This is a genomic window from Allonocardiopsis opalescens (genome assembly GCF_003002095.1).
GTDB lineage: Bacteria > Actinomycetota > Actinomycetes > Streptosporangiales > Streptosporangiaceae > Allonocardiopsis > Allonocardiopsis opalescens.
In genome coordinates, this window is the sequence record NZ_PVZC01000010.1 from 97,635 (window position 1) to 117,052 (window position 19,418).

Sequence of the window (19,418 nt, forward strand, 5' to 3'; positions counted from 1 at the left end):
AACCCACGAGCCCCCCGCAGCCGGGGGGCTCACAAGGCCGGGAAGGACCGCACCGTCCGTCTCGCCGCGAGGGTCGCCCCTCGACGGCTGCTATGTAATACCCCGTTCATAACAGCCTCATCTAGGGTCAACGATCGTTACCGGACCGTAGTGCGTACCACGGGGCGCGCCGGGCGTCGCCGGCTCAGGGGGCGCCGCACAGCTCCCGGCCGATGACCAGGCGCTGGATCTGGTTGGTGCCCTCCACGATCTGCAGCACCTTGGCCTCGCGCATGTAGCGCTCGGCCGGGAAGTCGGCGGTGTAGCCGTAGCCGCCGAGCACCTGGACGGCGTCGGTGGTGACCCGCATCGCGGTGTCGCTGGCGAAGAGCTTGGCCATGGCGGCCTGGCGGGTGTAGGGCAGGCCGGCGTCCTTGGTCCGGGCGGCCTCCAGGTACAGGGCGCGGGCGGCCTCCACCTGGGTGGCCATGTCGGCCAGCAGGAAGGACACCCCCTGGAAGGCGGCGACCGGCCGCCCGAACTGGGTGCGGGTGCCGGCGTAGTCGACGGCGAGGTCCAGGGCGGCGCGGGCCAGGCCGACCGAGCAGGCGGCGATGCCCAGCCGGCCGGCGTCCAGGGCGGCCATGGCGATGGCGAAGCCCTCGCCCTCGGCGCCCACGCGCTGGTCGGCGCCGGCGGGCACGGCCTCCAGGGCGAGCTGACAGGTGGGAGAGGAGGACATGCCCATCTTGCGCTCAGGGGCGGCGGCGGTGAGCCCGGGGACGGGGGCGGGCAGGTGGAAGCAGCTGATGCCGCGGCCGCGGGAGTCGGGGCCGCCGGTGCGGGCGAACAGGGTGTAGTAGTCGGCGACGCCGCCGTGGGTGATCCACGCCTTGGCGCCGGTGATCGCGTAGCCCTCGCCCTCGGGGGCGGCGCGGGTGGACAGAGCGGCGGCGTCGGACCCGGCCTGGGGCTCCGACAGCGCGTAGGCGCCCAGCAGTTCGCCGCCCAGCATCTCCCCCAGCCAGCGTTCGCGCTGGTCGGGGGTGCCGTGGGCGGCCAGCGGGTAGCAGGTGAGGGTGTGGACGCTCACGCCCAGCGCGACGGCGAGCCAGTGGGCGGCCAGCTCCTCCAGGACCCGCAGGTACACGGTGTAGGGCTGGCCGGCGCCGCCGTGCTGTTCGGGGTAGGGCAGGCCGAGCAGCCCGGCGCGGCCCAGGGTGCGGAACACCTCGCGCGGGAAGGCGCCCTCGGCCTCCGCGGCGGCGGCGCGCGGCGCGAGCTCGCCGGCGCCGATCTCGGCGGTCAGCTCCAGCAGTTCGCCCGCCTCGGAAGTGGGAAGCAGCGGCCGCACGCCCATATCGCCTCCGTTAACGATCATTTACTTGGATGTCCAAGTATGCCGGGGGCGGCCCGCCGCCGCCACCCCCGCGCGCCGCGCGGCCCGGCCCGGCGCACCCCGGGCGGAGGCGGATGGCGAAAGGCCGGGGCCTGTTGTTCCTCGACCCGGCCGGACCTGGCAGTATCACCAAGAGTGACGAATCGGTGCGCGCGGCCGGAAGGCCGCCGCCGCGACGAAAGTGGAAGCCGACAGCGATGACGACCGGTGAGGGTGCGCCCGCTGGGACGGCCCGGCCCGCCCCAGCGGGCGGCAGGGCGGACTGGCTCGCCGGGGTGCTCGACGTGATCCCCGGCGGCGCCGTCGTGCTCAACCCCATCTACGACTCCGCCTACCGCATCGCCGACTTCGAGATCGAGTACGCCAACGCCGAGACCGAGGACCCCACCGGCCTGCGCGGCCCCGAGATCGCCGGCCGCAGGATGCTGCGCGACTACCCCACCCCGGGGACACCCGACTTCTTCGTCGCCCTGGTGCGGGTGCTGGACACCGGCATCCCCCTGCACCGCAACCTGGAGGAGTACGAGACCGTCGACGAGCACGGGGAGCGCACCACCGCCTCCTTCCGGGTGCACGCCGCCCGGGTCGCGCACCGGCTGCTCATCACCTACCAGCGGCTCGACCGCGACTCCACCTTCGCCGGGCAGCTGGAGACGGTGCAGCGCCTCGCCGACTTCGGCTGGGCCACCTGGAGCCCCCGCGACGACGAGATCGCCTGGTCGGACCACATGTACGAGCTGCTGGACCGCGACCCGCGCGACGGCCCGATCGCCCTGGCCGACCTGCCCGGCTACGTGGTCGCCGGCGACCGCGCCGCCGTCGCCGAGCTGGTACGGGCCGGCCTGGCCGGAGAGTCCGCCGAGAAGGAGTTCCGCGTCCACAAGAACGGCGGCGTCCGCCACCTGCGGCTGCTGCTGGAGCCGGTGCGCGACAGCGAGGGCGGCATCGCCTCCATCCGCGGCCTCACCCGCGACCTGACCCGGCGCCGCCGCGCCGAGCAGGCGCTCACCGCCACCCGCGAGATCATGCAGATGCAGCGCCGGCAGATGGCCGAGGAGCGGCACGTCGCCCTGCAGCTGCAGCGCGCCATCCTCCCCGAGATCCCCGGCACCTCCCCCGACCGCGACGGCTACCAGGTGGCGGTGCGCTACCTGCCCGCCGAGGCCGAGGGGCGGGTCGGCGGGGACTGGTACGACGTCACCGCGCTGCCCGACGAACGGGTGCTGGTGGCCGTCGGCGACGTCGCCGGGCACGGGCTGCGCGCCTCGGCGGGCATGGCGCGGCTGCGCGGCGCCCTGGGCGGCCTGGCCGTCACCGGCCGCACCGTCAGCGAGCTGCTGGGCTGGCTCAACGAGGTGGTGCTCCAGCTGCCCGACGACACCACCGCCACCGCCGTCATCGCCCACCTGGACCCCCACACCCGCACCCTGGCCTGGGCGCAGGCCGGCCACCCGGTGCCGGTACTGGTGCGCGGCGGCGCCGCCACCACCCTGGAACCGCCCGCCGGCATCCTGCTGGGCGCCACCGACCGGCCCGGCTTCGCGCTGAGCGTCGAGCAGCTCTACCCCGGGGACCTGGTGCTGCTCTACACCGACGGGCTGGTGGAGCGGCGCGGCCACGACTACGACGAGGGGATGAGCGCGCTGCTGGCCGCCGCACGCGACTGCAGCGGCAGCGACCCCGAGCGCGACATCCAGCGCGTCCTGGACGCGCTCACCTCCCCCAACGCCGAGGACGACACCTGCCTGCTGGCGCTGCGGGTCGGCGCGCCGCCCACCCGCTCCTGAGGCGGCGCCGGGCTCAGCTCACCGAGGAGTAGGCCACCACCCCGCGGCGCAGCGCGTCCATCGCGGCCCGCGCGGTGCGCCGCACCCCGCCCTCCTCGGGCGCGGCGTCGGCCACCTGGCCCAGGAGGTCCAGCAGCTGGCGCACCGCCCGCACGAAGTCGCCCGCGGTCAGCTCGGTGTCCGACAGCACCGCGTCCAGCCGGTGGCCGCGCGCCCACCGGAACGCCGCCCACGCGAAACCGAAGTCGGGCTCGCGCAGGAAGGACACCCGGTGGTTCTTCTCAACCTCGTACAGCTCGCCCCACAGCCGCGCCATCTCCAGCACCGCGTCGGCGGCCGCGCCCGGCGGGATGCGGGGGGCGTGCGCGTCGTCGGGGCGGCGCGTCTCGAACACCAGCCCCGACACCACCGCCGCCAGCTCCTCCGGTGACAGCCCGTCCCACACCCCGGTGCGCAGCGACTCCGCCGCCAGCAGGTCCAGCTCGGAGTAGATCTTGGCCAGCCGCCGCCCCTGCGGGGTGACGTCGTCGCCCTCCAGGTAGCCCAGGTCGTCCAGCACCCCGCACACCCGGTCGAAGGTGCGCGCGATCACGTGCGAGCGCCCCTCCACCCGCTGCCGCTGGGAGCGCACGTCGCGCTCCAGCCGGAAGTAGCGCTCCGCCCAGCGGGCGTGGTCCTCGCGCTCGGCGCAGCCGTGGCAGGGGTGGGCGCGCAGCTCGCGGCGGAGCCGCGCGATCTCGTCGTCCTCGCCGACGTCGCGCACCCGCACCGGCGGCGGGGCGTCGGCGCGCTCCAGCTTGGCGCGCAGCATCGACGCGAGGTCCTGGCGGGACCTCGCCGAGCGCGCCTGGAAGGTCTTGGGGATGCGCAGCCGCTCCACCGGCTCCACCGGCACCGGGAAGTCGGCGGTGGTCAACCGCTTGACCTGCCGGTTCACCGTGAGGACCAGCGGCGAGGGGCCGTCGCCGTTCCCGACCGCCACCCCGGGGTCCAGCACCACCGCGAAGCCGGCGCGGCGCCCGGCCGGCACCCGGATCACGTCGCCGGGCCGCAGCCGCTCCAGGGAGCGGGCCGCCTGGTCGCGCCGGGCCAGCGTGTTCACCCGCGAGGCGTTCTTCTCCAGGTCCGACAGCTGCCGGCGCAGCCGGGCGTAGGCCATGAAGTCGCCCAGGTGGCACTCGGCCGCCCGTGCGTACCCCTCCAGCGCCGCCTCGTTGCGCCGCAGCTCGCGCACCAGCCCCACCACCGCGCGGTCGGACTGGAACTGGGCGAAGGACGCCTCCAGCATGGTGCGGCTGCGCTCCCGCCCCACCTGGCCGACCAGGTTCACCGCCATGTTGTAGGAGGGGCGGAAACTGGAGTTCAGCGGGTAGGTGCGGGTGCTGGCCAGCCCCGCCACCTGCTCGGGGTCCACCCCCGGCTGCCACACCACCACGGCGTGGCCCTCGACGTCGATGCCGCGCCGCCCGGCCCGCCCGGTGAGCTGGGTGTACTCACCCGCGGTGAGGTCGGCGTGGGTCTCGCCGTTCCACTTGTCCATCTTCTCGATGACCACCGTGCGGGCCGGCATGTTGATGCCCAGCGCCAGGGTCTCGGTGGCGAACACGGCCTTGACCAGACTGCGGGAGAACAGCTCCTCCACCACCTCCTTGAAGGTGGGCAGCAGCCCGGCGTGGTGGGAGGCCACCCCCCGCTCCAGCCCGGCCAGCCAGGCGTCGTAGCCCAGCACCGCCAGGTCGGCCGGGGGCAGCTCGGCGCAGCGCCGCTCTACGAAGGCCCGGATCTCCTCGCGCTCGGCCACCGTGGTCAGCCGCAGCCCGGCGGCCAGGCAGTCGGCGACCGCCGCCTCGCAGCCGGCCCTGCTGAAGATGAACACGATCGCCGGCAGCAGCGCGGCAGCGTCGAGGCGCTCGACGATCTCCGGGCGCCCCGGCGGCCGGAAGCGAGTCTGCGGCCGCTTGTAGGGGGTGCGGCCGCGCGCCGAGCGGCGCTTGCGGTTCAGCTGGGTGTAGCGGGCGTCGTCGCGGGCCAGCCGCAGCAGCCGCGGGTTCACCAGCTGCTCCGGCCGCTTCTCCTGGGCGCGCGCAGCGCGCCGCTCGGCGCGGCGGGCCGCGCTCACCCCCCGCGCGGCCTGCTCGGCGTACTCGTCCTCGTCGGCGTCCTCGGGGCTGACGAACAGGTCGTGCATGCGGTTGCCGACCAGCATGTGCTGCCACAGCGGCACCGGGCGGTGCTCGTCGACGATCACCCGGGTCTCCCCGCGCACCTCCTGCAGCCACTCGCCGAACTCCTCGGCATTGCTCACCGTGGCCGACAGGGCCACCATCCGCACCGACTCCGGCAGGTGGATGATGACCTCCTCCCACACCGCGCCCCGGAAGCGGTCGGCCAGGTAGTGGACCTCGTCCATCACCACGAAGGCCAGCCCGGCCAGGGTGGCCGAGCCCGCGTAGAGCATGTTGCGCAGCACCTCGGTGGTCATCACCACCACCGGCGCCTCGCCGTTGACGCTGTTGTCGCCGGTCAGCAGCCCCACCCGGTCGGCGCCGTAGCGGCGCGCCAGGTCGGCGTACTTCTGGTTGGACAGCGCCTTGATCGGGGTGGTGTAGAAGCACTTGCGGCCCTCGCTCAGCGCCAGGTGCACCGCGAACTCCCCCACCACGGTCTTGCCCGAGCCGGTGGGCGCCGCCACCAGCACGCCCTGCCCCTCCTCCAGGGCCCGGCAGGCGCGCACCTGGAAGGCGTCGAACTCGAAGTCGTAGAGCCGGCGGAACTCCTCGACGGCCGCACTGGAATCGGCCTGCTGCCGACGGAACTCGGCGTACCGCTCGGCGTGGGAACTCATGATCCCAGGGTAGGCGGTGGCACCGACCGCGCCGTCCCGCCGGCCCGGCCGCCCTTGGTCACTCGCAGACGACGCCGTCGCCGTCGCGGTCCAGGTGCGGCCCGTACCCGGGGTCTCCCGCGCGCACCGGCGCGGCGCCGGCGGCGCGGGCCGCGTCGCAGTTGGCGAAGTAGGCGGGGGCCGCGGGCTCCTCGGCCGGAGCGGGGTCCGGTTCGGGCTCGGCCTCGGGGGCGGGCTGGGCCTCGGCCCGCTCGGTGACGGTGCGGGTCTCGGTCACCGTCACCTCCACCTCGCGGGTGCGGGTGGCCGTCGCGGTGGCGGTCGCCGTGGCGGTGACGGTGGCCCGCGGCGCGGGCCCGGCCGCCTCCGAGCCGCCGGCGGCCGCCACCCAGCCGGCGCAGCTGACCAGCCACGCGGCGCCCAGCGCGGCCACGGCGCAGCCCAGGACGACCTGGCGGGCGGTGCGGGTGTCGGAGGCGGGCGGACGGTTTCCAGGGGCGAAGGGCGGTGGGTTCACGGCGGCACTTCCTTCCACTGCTGCACGGAAGGAAAGTGTCGATCACGACCACCGACAAAGCTAGAAAAATAAACCAATGACTGAAAACGGCCATCGGGGCAACCGATCGCCGCGGCAGGCGACCGCCGCCCGCCGGCTACGGGCCGACCAGGAAGCGCACGGCACCCGGCACCGCCTCGCAGGTGAGCGGCGCCGGGGACAGCCGCTCGCCGTCGGCGTGGGCGGCGGCGCCGCCAGCGGCCAGCGACACCCTCCTGGCGCGCCAGGACGCCACCTCGGGCAGGCCCAGGTGGGCGCCCCGGTAGACCGAGGGGAAGACGGTCGCGAAGCGGGCGCGGGAGACGGGGCCGACCACCACCACGTCCAGCAGCCCGTCGTCCAGGCTCGCCCGCGGGCAGATGCGCATGCCCGCGCCGAAGGCGCCGGCGTTGCCCACCGCCACCAGCAGCGCCGGCCCCTCCCAGGCGGTGCCGTCCAGCTCCAGCGCGACCGGCTCCGGCCGCAGGCCGCCCAGCTCCGCCGCCACCCCGAGCAGGTAGCGGGCCGGACCCAGCCGGCGCGGCGCCGCGTTCACCCGCTCGGCCACCCGCGCCGACACCCCCGTCGTCAGCACGCTCAGGAACCAGCGGGAGCCGCAGCGGGCCGCGTCGATCACCCGCACCCGGCTCCCCCGCGCCACCCGCACCGCCGCCCGCAGGTCGCGCAGCGGCAGCCCCAGCTCGCGGGCGAGGTCGTTACCGCCGCCGGTGGGCACCACGCCCAGGGCGACCGGGGTGCCGGCCACCGCCTGCAGCGCGGTGTGCACGGTCCCGTCGCCGCCCAGCGCCACCACCGCGTCCGCGCCCGCCGCCACCGCGGCGCGCAGCGCGTCGGCGGCCCGGTCGGGGCCGGGCTCGGCGACCAGGGTGACCTTGGCGCCGTCGGCGGCCAGCGCTCGGCGGACCGGCTCGACCAGCCGGCCGGTGCGGGTGCCGGCCCGCGGATTGGCGGCCAGCACGATGTGTCGCGTCATGGCGCAGCAATTTACGGCTCGGCCGCCCGCGGCGCCAAACCGGCGCTCAGCCCCGCGAACCGCCGGTGGGCTCGTCCTGCCCGGCCGACTCGGGCGTGGTGTCGCCGAACTCCAGCGGCGACGCCTCGTCGTCGTCGAGCTGCTCGTACACCGAGCCGCGGCTCGCCTTGCGCCGGTCGTGCAGGTAGGCCACGACCTTGGCCACCTCGAACAGCACGATCATCGGCAGGGCCAGCGCCAGGAAGCTGAAGGGGTCGCCGCCGGGGGTGGCCACCGCCGCGAACACGAAGGTCAGGAAGATGATCATGCGCCGCCACTTGGCGATCCGCTCGTGGGTCAGCACGCCGATGAAGTTCAGCAGCACCACGAACAGCGGCAGCAGGAACGAGGCCCCGAACACCAGGAGCATCGCGATCATGTAGTTCAGGTACTCGCTCATCGAGATGAGCGGCACCTGGCCCTCGGTGGAGAACGAGAACAGGATCCGCATCGCCTGTTCGGTCACCACATAGGCGATCCCGGCGCCCATGAAGAACAGCGGCACCGCGCAGCCGATGAAGATGATCGTGTACCGGCGCTCGTTGGTGTACATCGCCGGGGTGACGAAGGCCCACAGCTGGTACAGCCACACCGGCGAGGACACCAGCAGGCCCAGGATCAGCGACACCTTCAGCCGCAGGAAGAACGCGTCGAAGATGCCGGTGAAGACCAGGGTGCAGTTCTCGGAGTCGAGCGTGTACGCCTGCGGCAGGTCGCAGTAGGGCGCCTGCAGGAAGTCCCACACGGTCTCGAACAGCAGGAAGCCGACGACCAGGCCGAGAGCCAGGCCGATCATCGCCTTCACCAGGCGGGAACGCAGTTCCCGCAGGTGCTCGATCAGCGGCATCCGGCCGTCGGGATCACGCGACGGATTGGCACTGGAGGGCTTCTTGAACAGCATGGGGACGCCTGACCGGTTCGCGGCGGACACGGAGAACTGCTACGGCGGCGGGGCCGCCCGCGGCGGCCCCTCGTGCTGCGGCGCTGCCGTCAGCGCTTGTCCTGCTGCTGCCACTGGCTCGCGACCGGCTGGCCGTTCACACCCGAGCCGTCGGCGTGCGGCTGCTCGGCGGGGGCCGCGATCGGCTGCGGGGACGCCTGGGCGGGCTGCGAGGGCTGCGGCTGGGCCTGGGCGGCCGGAGCCGGCGAAGCGCTGCGCTCGGTGTCGTCGTCGCGCAGAGCGGAGGTCTCGGCCTTGAAGATGCGCATGCTCCGGCCGAGCGCCCGGGCCGTGTCGGGCAGCTTCTTCCACCCGAACAGCAGGATGATTAGCAGCCCGATGGCCGCGATCTCCCAGAACCCGATGTTAGGCATTCCTGTCACTCCTCACTGGCGCCGGACGCGAACGCCGACTCCACTGCGCGCGTGCACTGCCAGGAACCGATCGTACGCCCGAAACGCCCGGATTCACCACCGGCCGCCTCACTCCCGGCTCCGCAGCCGGGACGCGTGCTCGCGGACCGAGGCGTAGCCCGGACCGGCCCGCTCGCGGACCGCCCGCAGCTGCGCCTCCAAGCGCCCGATCCCGCGCCACAGCCGCACCGCGCACAGCGCGATGACGGCCAGGCCCGCGACGGCCAGCGCCACTCCGGAGAGCGCCATCAGTTCCACACCGTCACCCTACCGCCGGGACCGGACGGTCCGGCGGCGCCCCGGTGTCGGGCTCGTAGCGGGCGAGCGCACGCTCGGCGTCCGCCCGCACCTCCTTGGCCAGCTGCCCGGGGTGGTGCACCCGCGCCCGCGCCCCCAGCCGCAGCGCCAGCCGCCGCACCCAGCGGCGGTCGGGGGTGCGCACCCGCACCAGGCTGCGCCCCTCCCCCAGCTCCGCCACCACCGCGCAGTCGTACTCCTCCAGCACCCACCCGCCCTCCGGGCGCAGCTCCAGCAGCGCGATCTCGTCGCCCGGCGAGGTTTGCAGCGCGCCGTGGCTCAGATCCAGCCGCCGGGCGTGCGCCGGCACCCGGGCGGGCTCGTCCAGCACCCGCACGCCGGCCATCCGGTCCAGCCGGAACAACCGCACGTCGGAGGCCGACCGGCACCAGCCCTGCAGGTAGGTGTGGCCGTCGCGCAGCGACAGCACGATCGGGTCGACGTCGCGCTCGGTCAGCTCGTCGCGGCTGGGCACGTGGTAGGTCAGGTGCAGCGCCCGGCCCTCCCGCAGCGCCCGCTGCACCGGAGCCAGCGCCTCGGCCGGCGCCGCCACCCGCACCTCCACCATGGCGGCCAGCTCGCCCGCCTCCACCCCCGCCGCCGCCCGCAGCTTGGCGCGGATGCGGTCCAGCGCGCCGTGGTCGGACACCTCGGGGATGTCGGCCAGCATCTGCAGCGCCACCAGCAGCGCCGCCGCCTCGTCGGCGGCCAGCCGCAGCGGCGCCGCGATCGTGTCGGCGTTGCCGATCATCACCTGGCCGCCCTCCCACGACACCTCGACCAGGTCACCGGGGGTGTGTCCGGGCAGCCCGCACATCCACAGCAGGTTCAGGTCCTTGATCAGCTCCTTCTCGCTGACCTGGAAGGTCTCCCCCAGATCGCGCAGCGACACCCCCTGGCGGTCCAGCACGTAGGGGACCATGGTCAGCAGCCGCGCCAGCCGCTGCTCGGCCGTGACGGCCTGGCGGGGCCGCGCCTCGGCCGCCTGCTCCGCCTCGGGCTCCGCCAGCGCCTTGCGCACCGCCTCGCGCACCGCGGGCTCCTCCGAGGGGCCCGCGCCCCCGGCCGCGATCGCCCGCAGGTGCTCGGCGACCGCCCGGCGCGCCGACTCCGGCCCCACCACCTCCGCGTTGTCGGCGAAGCTCGCCACATAGCCGGCCAGCCAGCTGTCGGAGGCGTAGGGGAAGTCCACCTCGTCCCAGCCGTCGCGCCCCTCGGCAACCACCGCCGACTGCCGCCGGATCTCCCAGCCGCTGCCGTCGCGCAGCCGCAGCCGCGCCACCCGGGCCCGCTCCCGCTCGGTGTCGCGCACCAGCTCGCGCACGTCGACGCCCTCGGGCACCCGCACCGAGTCGGCGCGCCCCGCCGGGCGCACCTCGCCCACGATCCGCCCCAGCCGGAACACCCGCGGCGCCCCCCGGTCGCGGTCGTGGCCCACCACGTACCAGCGGCCCAGGCGGTGCACCACCCCCCACGGCTCCAGCGCGCGGCGCTGCGGCGCGGTCCGGCCCGGCGCCAGGTAGTCGAAGGTGACCGGCCGGCGCTCGCGCACCGCCTGCCACAGCTGCGGGAAGGTGGGCTCGTCGGTGTCGAGCACCGGCATGATCCCGGCCACCGGGGTGTCGTCCACCAGCACCCCGGCCGCGCGCAGTTTCAGCAGCGCCCCCGACGCCGCCCGCCCCAGCGCGGCGTGCTGCCACGCCCGCGCCGCGAGGCCCAGCACCGCCGCCTCGTCGGGCTCCAGCTCGATCGGCGGCAGCTCGTAGCCGGACCTGCTGATCCGGTAGCCCTTCTCGGTGTCGTCGGCCCAGGGGTCGTGGCTGCCGTACTCCAGCTGGATGCCGATGGCGCGCAGATCGGCCTTGTCGCGCTCGAACTTGCGCTTGAAGGTCTCGGCCGAGTCCGACGCGGGATAGCCGGGCACGATCTCGCGGATCTGCTCGGCGCTCAGGAAGCGCCGGGTCGACAGCAGGCAGAAGACGAGGTTCAGCAGCCGCTCGGTCTTGTCCCCACTCGCCATGCCCCTCATCTCTCCCAACGGCCCGCCCGGGCGCTCCCCCGCCGCCCCACGGCGAGCGGAAACCTGCTCCGATGTTCCCCCCAAACGCTACTCTGCCCGGGTGATCAGGTGGCGCGAAGGCGAGATAACCCGTATCCGGCGCGAATGGCCCGGAGCGGTCGAGTGCGAGGCCGAGATCCCCGGAGAGGGCGGCTGCCGGGCGCTGGCCTACCCGGCGCTGGTCGGCCGCCCCGAGCCCGGCGACCGGGTGCTGCTGAACACCACCGCCCTGGCCATGGGGCTGGGCACCGGCGGCTACGCCATGGTGGTGGCCCTCCCCGACCGGCTGCCGCCCGACCCGCAGGGCCCCGGCCACCTGGTCAAGGCCCGCTACACCCCCGTGCAGGCCACTCTGCAGGGCGTCGACGAGCAGGACACCCCCCACCACGCCGAGCTGGCCGAGGCCGACGACATCGCCGGGATGCCCGTCGTCGTCGCCGACCTGCACTCCGCGCTGCCGGCCGTGCTGGCCGGGCTGCGCGCGAGCGCCCCGGGGGCCCGCGCCGTCTACCTGATGACCGACGGCGGCGCGCTGCCCGGCTGGTTCTCCCGCACGGTCGCCGAGCTGCGCGACGCCGGCTGGCTGGCCGCCATGGTCACCACCGGCCAGGCCTTCGGCGGCGACCTGGAGGCCGTCACCGTGCACACCGGCCTGCTGGCCGCCCGCCACGTGCTGGGCGCCGACATCGCCGTGGTCGCCCAGGGGCCCGGCAACCTGGGCACCGGCACCCGGTGGGGCTTCTCCGGGGTGGCGGCGGGCGAGGCCGTGAACGCCGCCGCCGTGCTGGGCGGGCGGCCGGTCGCCTCGCTGCGGGTCAGCGACGCCGACCCCCGCGAGCGACACCGCGGCGTCTCCCACCACAGCCTGACCGCCTACGGGCGGGTGGCGCTGGCCCCCGCCGACGTGCCCGTTCCGGAGCTGCCCGGGGAGTTCGGCGAGCGGGTGCGCGCCGAGGCCGCCCCCCTGGGCGCCCGGCACACCCTGGTGCCCGTGGACGTCTCCGGCCTGGAGGCGGCGCTGCGGGAGGCGCCGGTGCGGCTGTCGACCATGGGCCGGGGCCTGGACGAGGACCTGGCCTGCTTCCTGGCGGTCGCGGCGGCGGGCCGCCACGCGGCCTCGCTGCTGTAGCGGGTCGGTGCGATCGGCCGGAACCGGTCACGGAGCCGTGCGGGGCGGGTCGTGTGTCATCGAAGCCGCCGCCTTTACGTTGTAGATCAACAACGTCCGGAACCCCGACGCCGGGCGCGACGCGCAGAGTGACCGGCCGGTTGCCCGCGATGTCCAGATCCGGCCAAAGACCGGTCCCACCGTTTCACAGGCCCGCTTCCGCCCCACTGGTACCGGACCCTGCGCCACCAAACCACGCACACCCGGACATCACCACACAGCGTGAGCGACCGGTGACAATCCACCACACAGTCCTCTACAGTCCTCGCCTGTCGGCACCCCGCGCACAACGCGGGTGCCCGGCCGCGCCGCGAACCGGCGCGGCCCGACCCTGACAGGAAGGACCAATGTGGACAATCCCCTCATCCGGCGGACGCTGAGCGGCCTCGCCGCCACCGGGCTGCTGGCCCTGCCGGTCGCCCTCGCCGGCCCGGCGGCACACGCCGACGAGCTGGCACCGCTGCACACCGCCGGAGCCGACGCCGTCCCCGGCTCCTACATCGTCACCCTCCAGGAGACGGCCGGCGCCGGCACACTGTCCGCCACCGACCTCGGCGTGGCGGGCGACGACGTCCTCTACACCTACGACGACGCCCTCAACGGCTTCGCCGCCGAACTCGACACCGCCGAACTCGCCGAACTGCGAGCCGACCCCGCCGTGGCCGCGGTCGAAGAGGTCGCCACCGTCACCGCCTCCGACGTGCAGTCGCCGACCCCCTCCTGGGGCCTCGACCGCATCGACCAGGCGGCACTGCCGCTGGACGACAGCTACACCTACGAACACACCGGCGCCGGCGTCACCGCCTACGTCATCGACACCGGCATCGAGATCGGCCACCCCGACTTCGGCGGCCGCGCCACCGTGGGCTTCGACGCCACCGGCGGCGACGGCATCGACCGCCAGGGCCACGGCACCCACGTCGCCGGCACCATCGGCGGCACCCAGTACGGCGTCGCCAAGGGCGTCGCCCTGGTGGCCGTCAAGGTCCTCGGCGACAACGGCACCGGCACCACCGCGGGCGTGATCGCCGGCGTCGACTGGGTCGCCGACAACGCGCAGGGACCGGCCGTGGCCAACATGTCCCTGGGCGGCGGCGCCTCCGCCGCACTCGACGACGCCGTCAACAACCTCGCCGCCAGCGGGGTCTTCGTCGCGGTCGCCGCCGGCAACGAGGCGCAGAGCGCCGGCAACGTCTCACCCGCCCGAGCCGAAGGCGTCACCACCGTCGGAGCCACCGACGACTCCGACGAGCACGCCTACTTCAGCAACTTCGGCTCCGCCGTCGACATCTACGCCCCCGGCGTGGACATCACCTCCGCCTGGACCGGCGGCGGCGAGGACACCATCGACGGCACCTCCATGGCCAGCCCGCACGTCGCCGGCGTCGCGGCCCTGTACAAGGAGGCCAACGGCGATGCCGACCAGGCCGCCATCCAGGACTGGCTGACCGGCAACGCCGTCGCCGACGCCCTGTCCGGCGTCCCGGCCGACACACCCAACCTGCTGCTGAACACCGCCGGCCTTTAAGGGACGGCACAGCGGCCACGGGCTGCGGGTCCCCACCCCGCTCATCCGCAGCCCGCGCACCCCCGGGGAGGGCCCGGCACCGCCGGCCCTCCCCGAACGCGTCCCCCGGCCCCTCCCCCGGCGCTGCGGACTCCCCCGGACACGGCGGCGGGGCCGGAAGGTCCCCCTCCCGGCCCCGCCGCCCAGGCCGTCCTACTCGCTCGGACTCGCCTCCGGGCTCGCCGACGGCTCCGCACCGTCCGACGCCGAAGGCGAGGCCGAGGGCTCCGGCGGCTCACCGTGCGCACCCAGAATGTCGATCACAAACACCAGGTCCTGGCCGCCCAGCTCATGCGCCGCCTCGTCCTCGCCGTACGCCTGCGCCGCCGGGATCGACAGCAGCACCCGGCTGCCCACCGGCTGACCCACCAGACCCTCGTCCCAGCCCGGGATCACCTGGCCCACCCCGATCGGGAAACCCGTCGGCGCGCCCTCCCGGTCCCACGAGGAGTCGAAGACCTCACCGCTCTGCCACGACACCCCGGTGTACTGCGTGACCAGGTACTGGCCCGCCTCCACCACCGGGCCCTCGCCCTCCACCAGCACCTCGACCTGCAGCTCTCCCGGCGCGTCCCCCTCCGGGATCGACACCTCCGGCCGCTGCCCCGAAGCGACCTCCACCGACGGAAGATCACTCCCCCCGTCGAAGCCCTCCTCGCCCGGCACCTCCGAACCCGAGGGATAGGTCTCCAAGATGTCCATCACGAACACCGTGTCGCCCCCCGACGACGCCGTCTGCTGCCCCATCTCGTCCGGCGGCACCACCATCACCACCCGGCTCCCCACCGGCTGGCCCACGATGCTGTCGATCATCCACTGCTGCACCATGTCCGGCGTCACATTGAAGCCGTAGGGCTGCCCCAGCTGCCAGGTGGACTCCATCGGCTCCGCCGCCTCACCCGACCCCGCCCAGGTGTACGCCGCGTAATCCGCCACCACCAGATCGCCCTGCTGCACCGGATCGCCGTCGCCCTCACTCGCCACCCGGGCGCTCAACTCCCCGGGCGAGGACGCCGACGGGAAGGTGACCTGCGGCTCCGCGCCGAACTCGCCCTCCACGGTGACGTCCTGGGACTGGCCGCTCTGGTCCGTGCCGCAGCCGACGGCAGCGGCCAGCAGCAGACCGGCCGTCAACGTGGTCATCAAACGACGCATAGCGCAAATACTCCGGTTCGGGGGTGCCGGCGGCCCACCGAGCACGCGGTCGCGCGTCGGCACCGAAGCCGGCCGGGTGTGTGCTCGCACACCCTACCGGGAACACACCCCGGACGAACCGGGCATCCGCACCGCACGGATAAGAAAGACCTAAGGACCGCACGGTACCGCCCGGCCCGTCCCCGGCGGGCGCCTCACATCCCCGCGATCAGCTTCTCCACCCGCTCGTCCACACTCTTGAACGGGTCCTTGCACAGCACCGTGCGCTGCGCCTGATCGTTCAGCTTCAGATGCACCCAGTCCACCGTGAAATCACGCCGCTTCTCCTGCGCCTTGCGGATGAACTCCCCCCGCAGCCGCGCCCGCGTCGTCTGCGGCGGCACCGACTTCGCCTCGAACACCTTCAGATCGCCGCTCACCCGCTCCATCGACCCGTTGCGCTGCAGCAGATAGAACAGCCCCCGGTCCCGATGGATGTCGTGATAGGCCAGATCCAGCTGCGCCACCCGCGACGACGACAGCGCCAGCCCGTGCTTCTCCCGGTACCGCTCGATCAACCGGTACTTCGCCACCCAGTCGATCTCCCGCGCCACCAGGTCCAGACGCTCCGTCTCCACCGCCCGCAGCGTGCGCTCCCACAGCTCCAGCACCCGCTTGGCGATCAGATCACCGCCCTCGCGGTCCACGAAGTCCTGCGCCTTGCCCAGGTACTCGCGCTGGATGTCCAGCGCACTCGCCTCCCGGCCGCTCGCCAGCCGCACCTTGCGCCGACCCGTCATGTCGTGGCTGATCTCCCTGATCGCCCGGATCGGGTTCTCCAGCGTCAGATCGCGCATCGCGACCCCCGCCTCGATCATCCGCAGCACCAGGTCGGTCGCCCCGACCTTCACCAGCATGGTCGTCTCGCTCATGTTCGAGTCGCCCACGATCACATGCAGCCGCCGGAAGCGCTCGGCATCCGAGTGCGGCTCGTCACGCGTGTTGATGATCGGCCGCGAACGCGTCGTCGCCGAGGACACCCCCTCCCAGATGTGCTCCGCCCGCTGGCTCACGCAGTACACCGCGCCCCGAGGCGTCTGCAGCACCTTGCCCGCACCGCACACGATCTGGCGGCTCACCAGGAACGGGATCAGCACATCCGCCAGCCGCGCGAACTCCCCGTGCCGCCCCACCAGGTAGTTCTCATGGCAGCCATAGGAGTTGCCCGCCGAGTCGGTGTTGTTCTTGAACAGGTAGATGTCGCCGGCGATGTTCTCCTCGTGCAGCCGCCGCTCCGCGTCCAGCAGCAGACCCTCCAGGATCCGCTCCCCCGCCTTGTCGTGCACGATCAGATCGACGATGTTGTCGCACTCCGGCGTCGCGTACTCCGGATGGCTGCCCACGTCCAGGTAGAGCCGGGCGCCGTTGCGCAGGAACACGTTGCTGCTGCGCCCCCACGACACCACCCGCCGGAACAGATAGCGCGCCACCTCGTCCGGCGACAGCCGACGCTGCCCGCGGAAGGTGCACGTGACGCCGTACTCGTTCTCCAGCCCGAAGATTCGCCTCTCCACGGGCCAAGGCTACGCGCCGCGGCCCCCAGAACCTAGGCGATCCGCCCACCGGTTCCGGCCGGTTTGAACAGCGCCCACCACCCCGCCCGCGAAACGGCGCCGGCCCACCGGACCGGCGCCGCCGCAGCCCAACGGGCGCTCAGCCCTCCGAGCCGCCCTCCGGCGCCCCGCCACCGCCGTCGCGGCCCAGCAGCTCCGTCAGGCGCCGCCCCGTGATCCGCTGGAACATCCGGTGCTCCCGATTGCGGTCCAGCACCGCCACCTCCAGCGAAGACGCCTCCAACTGGCGCTCCTCCTCCGCCTCGAAGGCCAGCGCGTGCACCGCCGCCTGCAGCGCGGCCGCCAGCCCCGCCCCCTGCTCATAGCGGTCCCGCAGCGCACCCGCCACCCGGTCCGCCGAACCGCCCATCACCACATGGTCGCGCTCGTCCACCACCGAACCGTCGAAAGTGACCCGGTAGATCTGGTCGCCCTCGGTGGAGTCGCCCACCTCCGCCACCACGATCTCCACCTCGTACGGCTTGTTCGTCTCACTGAAGATATTGCCCAGCGTCTGCGCGTACGCGTTCGCCAGCGCCCGCCCCGACACATCGGAGCGGTCATAGGTGTAGCCGTGCAGATCCGCGAAGCGCACCCCGGCCAGCCGCAGGTTCTCGAACTCGTTGTACCGGCCCACCGCCGCGAACGCGATCCGGTCGTAGATCTCACTGATCTTGTGCAGCGTCCGCGACACGTTGTCGGCCACGAACAGGATGCCGTCGTCGTACTGCAGCACCACAGCGCTGCGGCCCCGCGCGATGCCCTTGCGCGCGTAGTCGGCCTTGTCCCGGCTGATCTGTTCCGGGGACACGTAGAACGGCACAGACACGGCTGGCCTTCCTTTGCTAGAGGGTGGAGGTCGGACAGGGCGCCGGGGCGGCCCCGGCACCAGGCTCAGCGCAGCGGCGCACCCGGGCCGTCGGGACGCTCCGCCCGCCCGGCGACCACCGCCTCGGCCACCGCGGCCACCTCGGCCTCCGGCAGCCGCCGGTAGCCCTCCTCGGTGATCACCGCGACGATCGGGAAGATCCGCCGGTGCACATCGGGACCGCCCGTGGCGGCGTCGTCCTCGGCCGCGTCGTACAGCGCCTGCACCGCCACCAGCACCGTGTCCTCGGCCGAGAGGTCGTCGCGGTACAGCTTCTTCAACGCGCCCTTCGCGTACACCGAACCCGAACCGATCGAGTGGAAGCGGTGCTCCTCGTAGCGGCCGCCCGCCGGATCGTAACTGAACACCCGGCCCCCGCCGCGGTCCTCGTCATAGCCCGCGAACAGCGGCACCACCGCCAGCCCCTGCATCGCCAGCGCCAGGTTCCCGCGCACCATCGCGCCCAGGCGGTTCGCCTTGCCGTCCAGCGACAGCCGCCGCCCCTCGCGCTTCTCGTAGTGCTCCAGCTCCATCTGGAACAGCCGCGCCAGCTCGATGCCGAGCGCGGCCGCGCCCGCGATCGCCACGGCCGAGAACTCGTCGGAGCGGTACACCTTCTCCATGTTCCGGTGCGCGATCACGTTCCCCGAGGTGGCGCGGCGGTCCCCCGCCAGCACCACCCCACCGGGGAAGGTCAGCGCGACGATCGTGGTGGCATGCGGAGTCAGCTCCTCCGCCGCGCCCTCGGGCAGCGGCCGCCGCCCCGGCAGCAGCTCGGGCGCCTGAGCGGCCAGGAAGTCGACGAAGGACGAACTACCGGGGCTCAGGAACGCGGCGGGCAGACGGCCGGCTCCATCGAACGGCGAGACCAAGCGGATCCTCCTAGACGGCCCGGGGCGGCCCTGCCGGCCGCCCCGCAACGGGTGGTGCGTGCTCGTGCGGTGCTGCTCCTTGCTGCTCCTGGGCTCCGACCCTACTCAGCTTCGCGGCGCCGGTGGGGCTTTGCGGAACCCCACCCGATCAGCTGTGGGCGAACCACCGTGTGCGCGGGGGCGTGGTCGCCGCACAGGCGGCGGACCCGCTCCCGGCCGGGGACGGCGGTGAGGGAGCAGCGGCACGACACCGCGCCGCGACGGGCAAGGCTCGGCCGCATCCGTGCGTCGAGGTAGGTGATCGCGCGCAGCATCCGCTCGTGGTCGTCCTTGAACTGCCCCAGCCCGCCATTGCAGTTGAAGCAGAGGATTCCCCGTACCTCCCCCGTGGTGTGCGAATGGTCGACGTGCATATTCTCCACGCCGAGCTCCCTGTGGCAGATGAGGCAGACACCGCCCTGCTCCGCCAGCATCCGCTCGGCGTCGTCGGCGCCGATTCCGTATCGGCGCTTGAGGTGGTAGTGGCGGGTGCCGCCGTGGTTGCGCTCTCGGTTCTCCCGACCAATCCTATTGTGACAGGGACGACAATAGGCAGTAAGACCGTCACGACTCGACCGATTACTTCCGAACTCCGACCGGGGCAGCGCGCGCTCGCACTTCGGACACCATTTCTCTCCTTCGGCGAGCACGCGCCGCCGCCCCTGCGGAGTGTACGTCTTCTCCTGTCGACGCGCTCGGTTCTCCTTGCCACGCCGGTTGCGCTCGGCCGCACAGTCGATGCAGTAGTACGAGAGGCCGTCCGGCGCCGCCTGCATCTTCCAGAACTGCGCCAATTCCTTGGCAACGCCACAGTCTCTACATTTTTTCAAGTCCATTCCATGTCCATTTAAATTACCCTTTGATTTGCAA

General features: G+C 73.5%; 16 protein-coding genes. 3 read left to right on the plus strand and 13 right to left on the minus strand.

The genetic code is table 11. The features are described from left to right. Positions 1 to 184 precede the first annotated feature (184 nt). Positions 185 to 1,339, minus strand: coding sequence for an acyl-CoA dehydrogenase family protein (locus CLV72_RS28155; RefSeq protein WP_106252498.1), 1,155 nt, complete (start codon positions 1,337 to 1,339; stop codon positions 185 to 187). Between the two features lie 236 nt (positions 1,340 to 1,575). Here CLV72_RS28155 and CLV72_RS28160 point away from each other — a divergent pair, with 236 nt between their 5' ends. Beyond that, positions 1,576 to 3,165: a SpoIIE family protein phosphatase gene (locus CLV72_RS28160; RefSeq protein ID WP_170141150.1), complete on the plus strand. Its 1,590-nt coding sequence runs from the start codon at positions 1,576 to 1,578 to the stop codon at positions 3,163 to 3,165. A 13-nt stretch (positions 3,166 to 3,178) separates the two neighbouring features. On the opposite strand, the gene CLV72_RS28165 is transcribed toward CLV72_RS28160, so the two are convergent. The 7 genes from CLV72_RS28165 to CLV72_RS28195 form a co-directional block, all read right to left on the minus strand. Further along, complete coding sequence (locus tag CLV72_RS28165) at positions 3,179 to 6,010, minus strand: DEAD/DEAH box helicase (RefSeq protein ID WP_106252504.1); 2,832 nt, start codon at positions 6,008 to 6,010, stop codon at positions 3,179 to 3,181. Positions 6,011 to 6,068: 58 nt separating this feature from the next. Further along, on the minus strand, positions 6,069 to 6,527 hold the full coding sequence (locus tag CLV72_RS28170) for an excalibur calcium-binding domain-containing protein (protein WP_245930489.1): 459 nt from the start codon (positions 6,525 to 6,527) through the stop codon (positions 6,069 to 6,071). A gap of 136 nt (positions 6,528 to 6,663) precedes the next feature. Beyond that, positions 6,664 to 7,539 carry a diacylglycerol/lipid kinase family protein gene (locus CLV72_RS28175; RefSeq protein ID WP_106252506.1) on the minus strand — a complete coding sequence of 292 codons (876 nt, stop codon included), beginning with the start codon at positions 7,537 to 7,539 and terminating at the stop codon, positions 6,664 to 6,666. Between the two features lie 46 nt (positions 7,540 to 7,585). Next, a complete protein-coding gene (tatC, locus tag CLV72_RS28180) occupies positions 7,586 to 8,479 on the minus strand; it encodes a twin-arginine translocase subunit TatC (protein ID WP_245930490.1) in 894 nt (297 codons plus the stop codon). Positions 8,480 to 8,568: 89 nt separating this feature from the next. Continuing rightward, positions 8,569 to 8,892 carry a Sec-independent protein translocase subunit TatA gene (gene tatA, locus CLV72_RS28185; protein ID WP_106252509.1) on the minus strand — a complete coding sequence of 108 codons (324 nt, stop codon included), beginning with the start codon at positions 8,890 to 8,892 and terminating at the stop codon, positions 8,569 to 8,571. Between the two features lie 108 nt (positions 8,893 to 9,000). Then, positions 9,001 to 9,189 (minus strand): hypothetical protein, encoded by a 189-nt coding sequence (locus CLV72_RS28190; RefSeq protein WP_106252512.1) that lies wholly within the window; start codon positions 9,187 to 9,189, stop codon positions 9,001 to 9,003. Positions 9,190 to 9,193: 4 nt separating this feature from the next. Beyond that, positions 9,194 to 11,248: a helix-turn-helix transcriptional regulator gene (locus CLV72_RS28195; RefSeq protein WP_106252515.1), complete on the minus strand. Its 2,055-nt coding sequence runs from the start codon at positions 11,246 to 11,248 to the stop codon at positions 9,194 to 9,196. A 100-nt stretch (positions 11,249 to 11,348) separates the two neighbouring features. On the opposite strand from CLV72_RS28195, the gene CLV72_RS28200 reads away from it, so the two are divergent. Then, the gene (locus CLV72_RS28200; protein ID WP_106252518.1) at positions 11,349 to 12,416 is read left to right on the plus strand and encodes a DUF3866 family protein; all 1,068 of its coding nucleotides are present in this window, start codon (positions 11,349 to 11,351) and stop codon (positions 12,414 to 12,416) included. 388 nt (positions 12,417 to 12,804) lie between these two features. Beyond that, entirely contained in the window at positions 12,805 to 13,983 is a 1,179-nt protein-coding gene (locus tag CLV72_RS28205; protein ID WP_245930491.1) for a S8 family peptidase, read from the plus strand. A gap of 192 nt (positions 13,984 to 14,175) precedes the next feature. Here CLV72_RS28205 and CLV72_RS28210 read toward each other — a convergent pair whose 3' ends face one another. The 5 genes from CLV72_RS28210 to CLV72_RS28230 all read right to left on the minus strand — a co-directional run bounded on the left by CLV72_RS28210 (position 14,176) and on the right by CLV72_RS28230 (position 19,384). Further along, the gene (locus CLV72_RS28210) at positions 14,176 to 15,165 is read right to left on the minus strand and encodes an FKBP-type peptidyl-prolyl cis-trans isomerase (protein ID WP_170141152.1); all 990 of its coding nucleotides are present in this window, start codon (positions 15,163 to 15,165) and stop codon (positions 14,176 to 14,178) included. Between the two features lie 206 nt (positions 15,166 to 15,371). Next, a complete protein-coding gene (gene pafA, locus CLV72_RS28215) occupies positions 15,372 to 16,730 on the minus strand; it encodes a Pup--protein ligase (RefSeq protein WP_106252524.1) in 1,359 nt (452 codons plus the stop codon). Positions 16,731 to 16,869: 139 nt separating this feature from the next. Further along, entirely contained in the window at positions 16,870 to 17,598 is a 729-nt protein-coding gene (gene prcA, locus CLV72_RS28220; protein WP_106252526.1) for a proteasome subunit alpha, read from the minus strand. Positions 17,599 to 17,663: 65 nt separating this feature from the next. Beyond that, positions 17,664 to 18,509, minus strand: coding sequence for a proteasome subunit beta (gene prcB, locus CLV72_RS28225; RefSeq protein WP_106252529.1), 846 nt, complete (start codon positions 18,507 to 18,509; stop codon positions 17,664 to 17,666). A 101-nt stretch (positions 18,510 to 18,610) separates the two neighbouring features. Continuing rightward, positions 18,611 to 19,384: an endonuclease VII domain-containing protein gene (locus CLV72_RS28230; RefSeq protein WP_106252532.1), complete on the minus strand. Its 774-nt coding sequence runs from the start codon at positions 19,382 to 19,384 to the stop codon at positions 18,611 to 18,613. Positions 19,385 to 19,418: the final 34 nt, after the last annotated feature.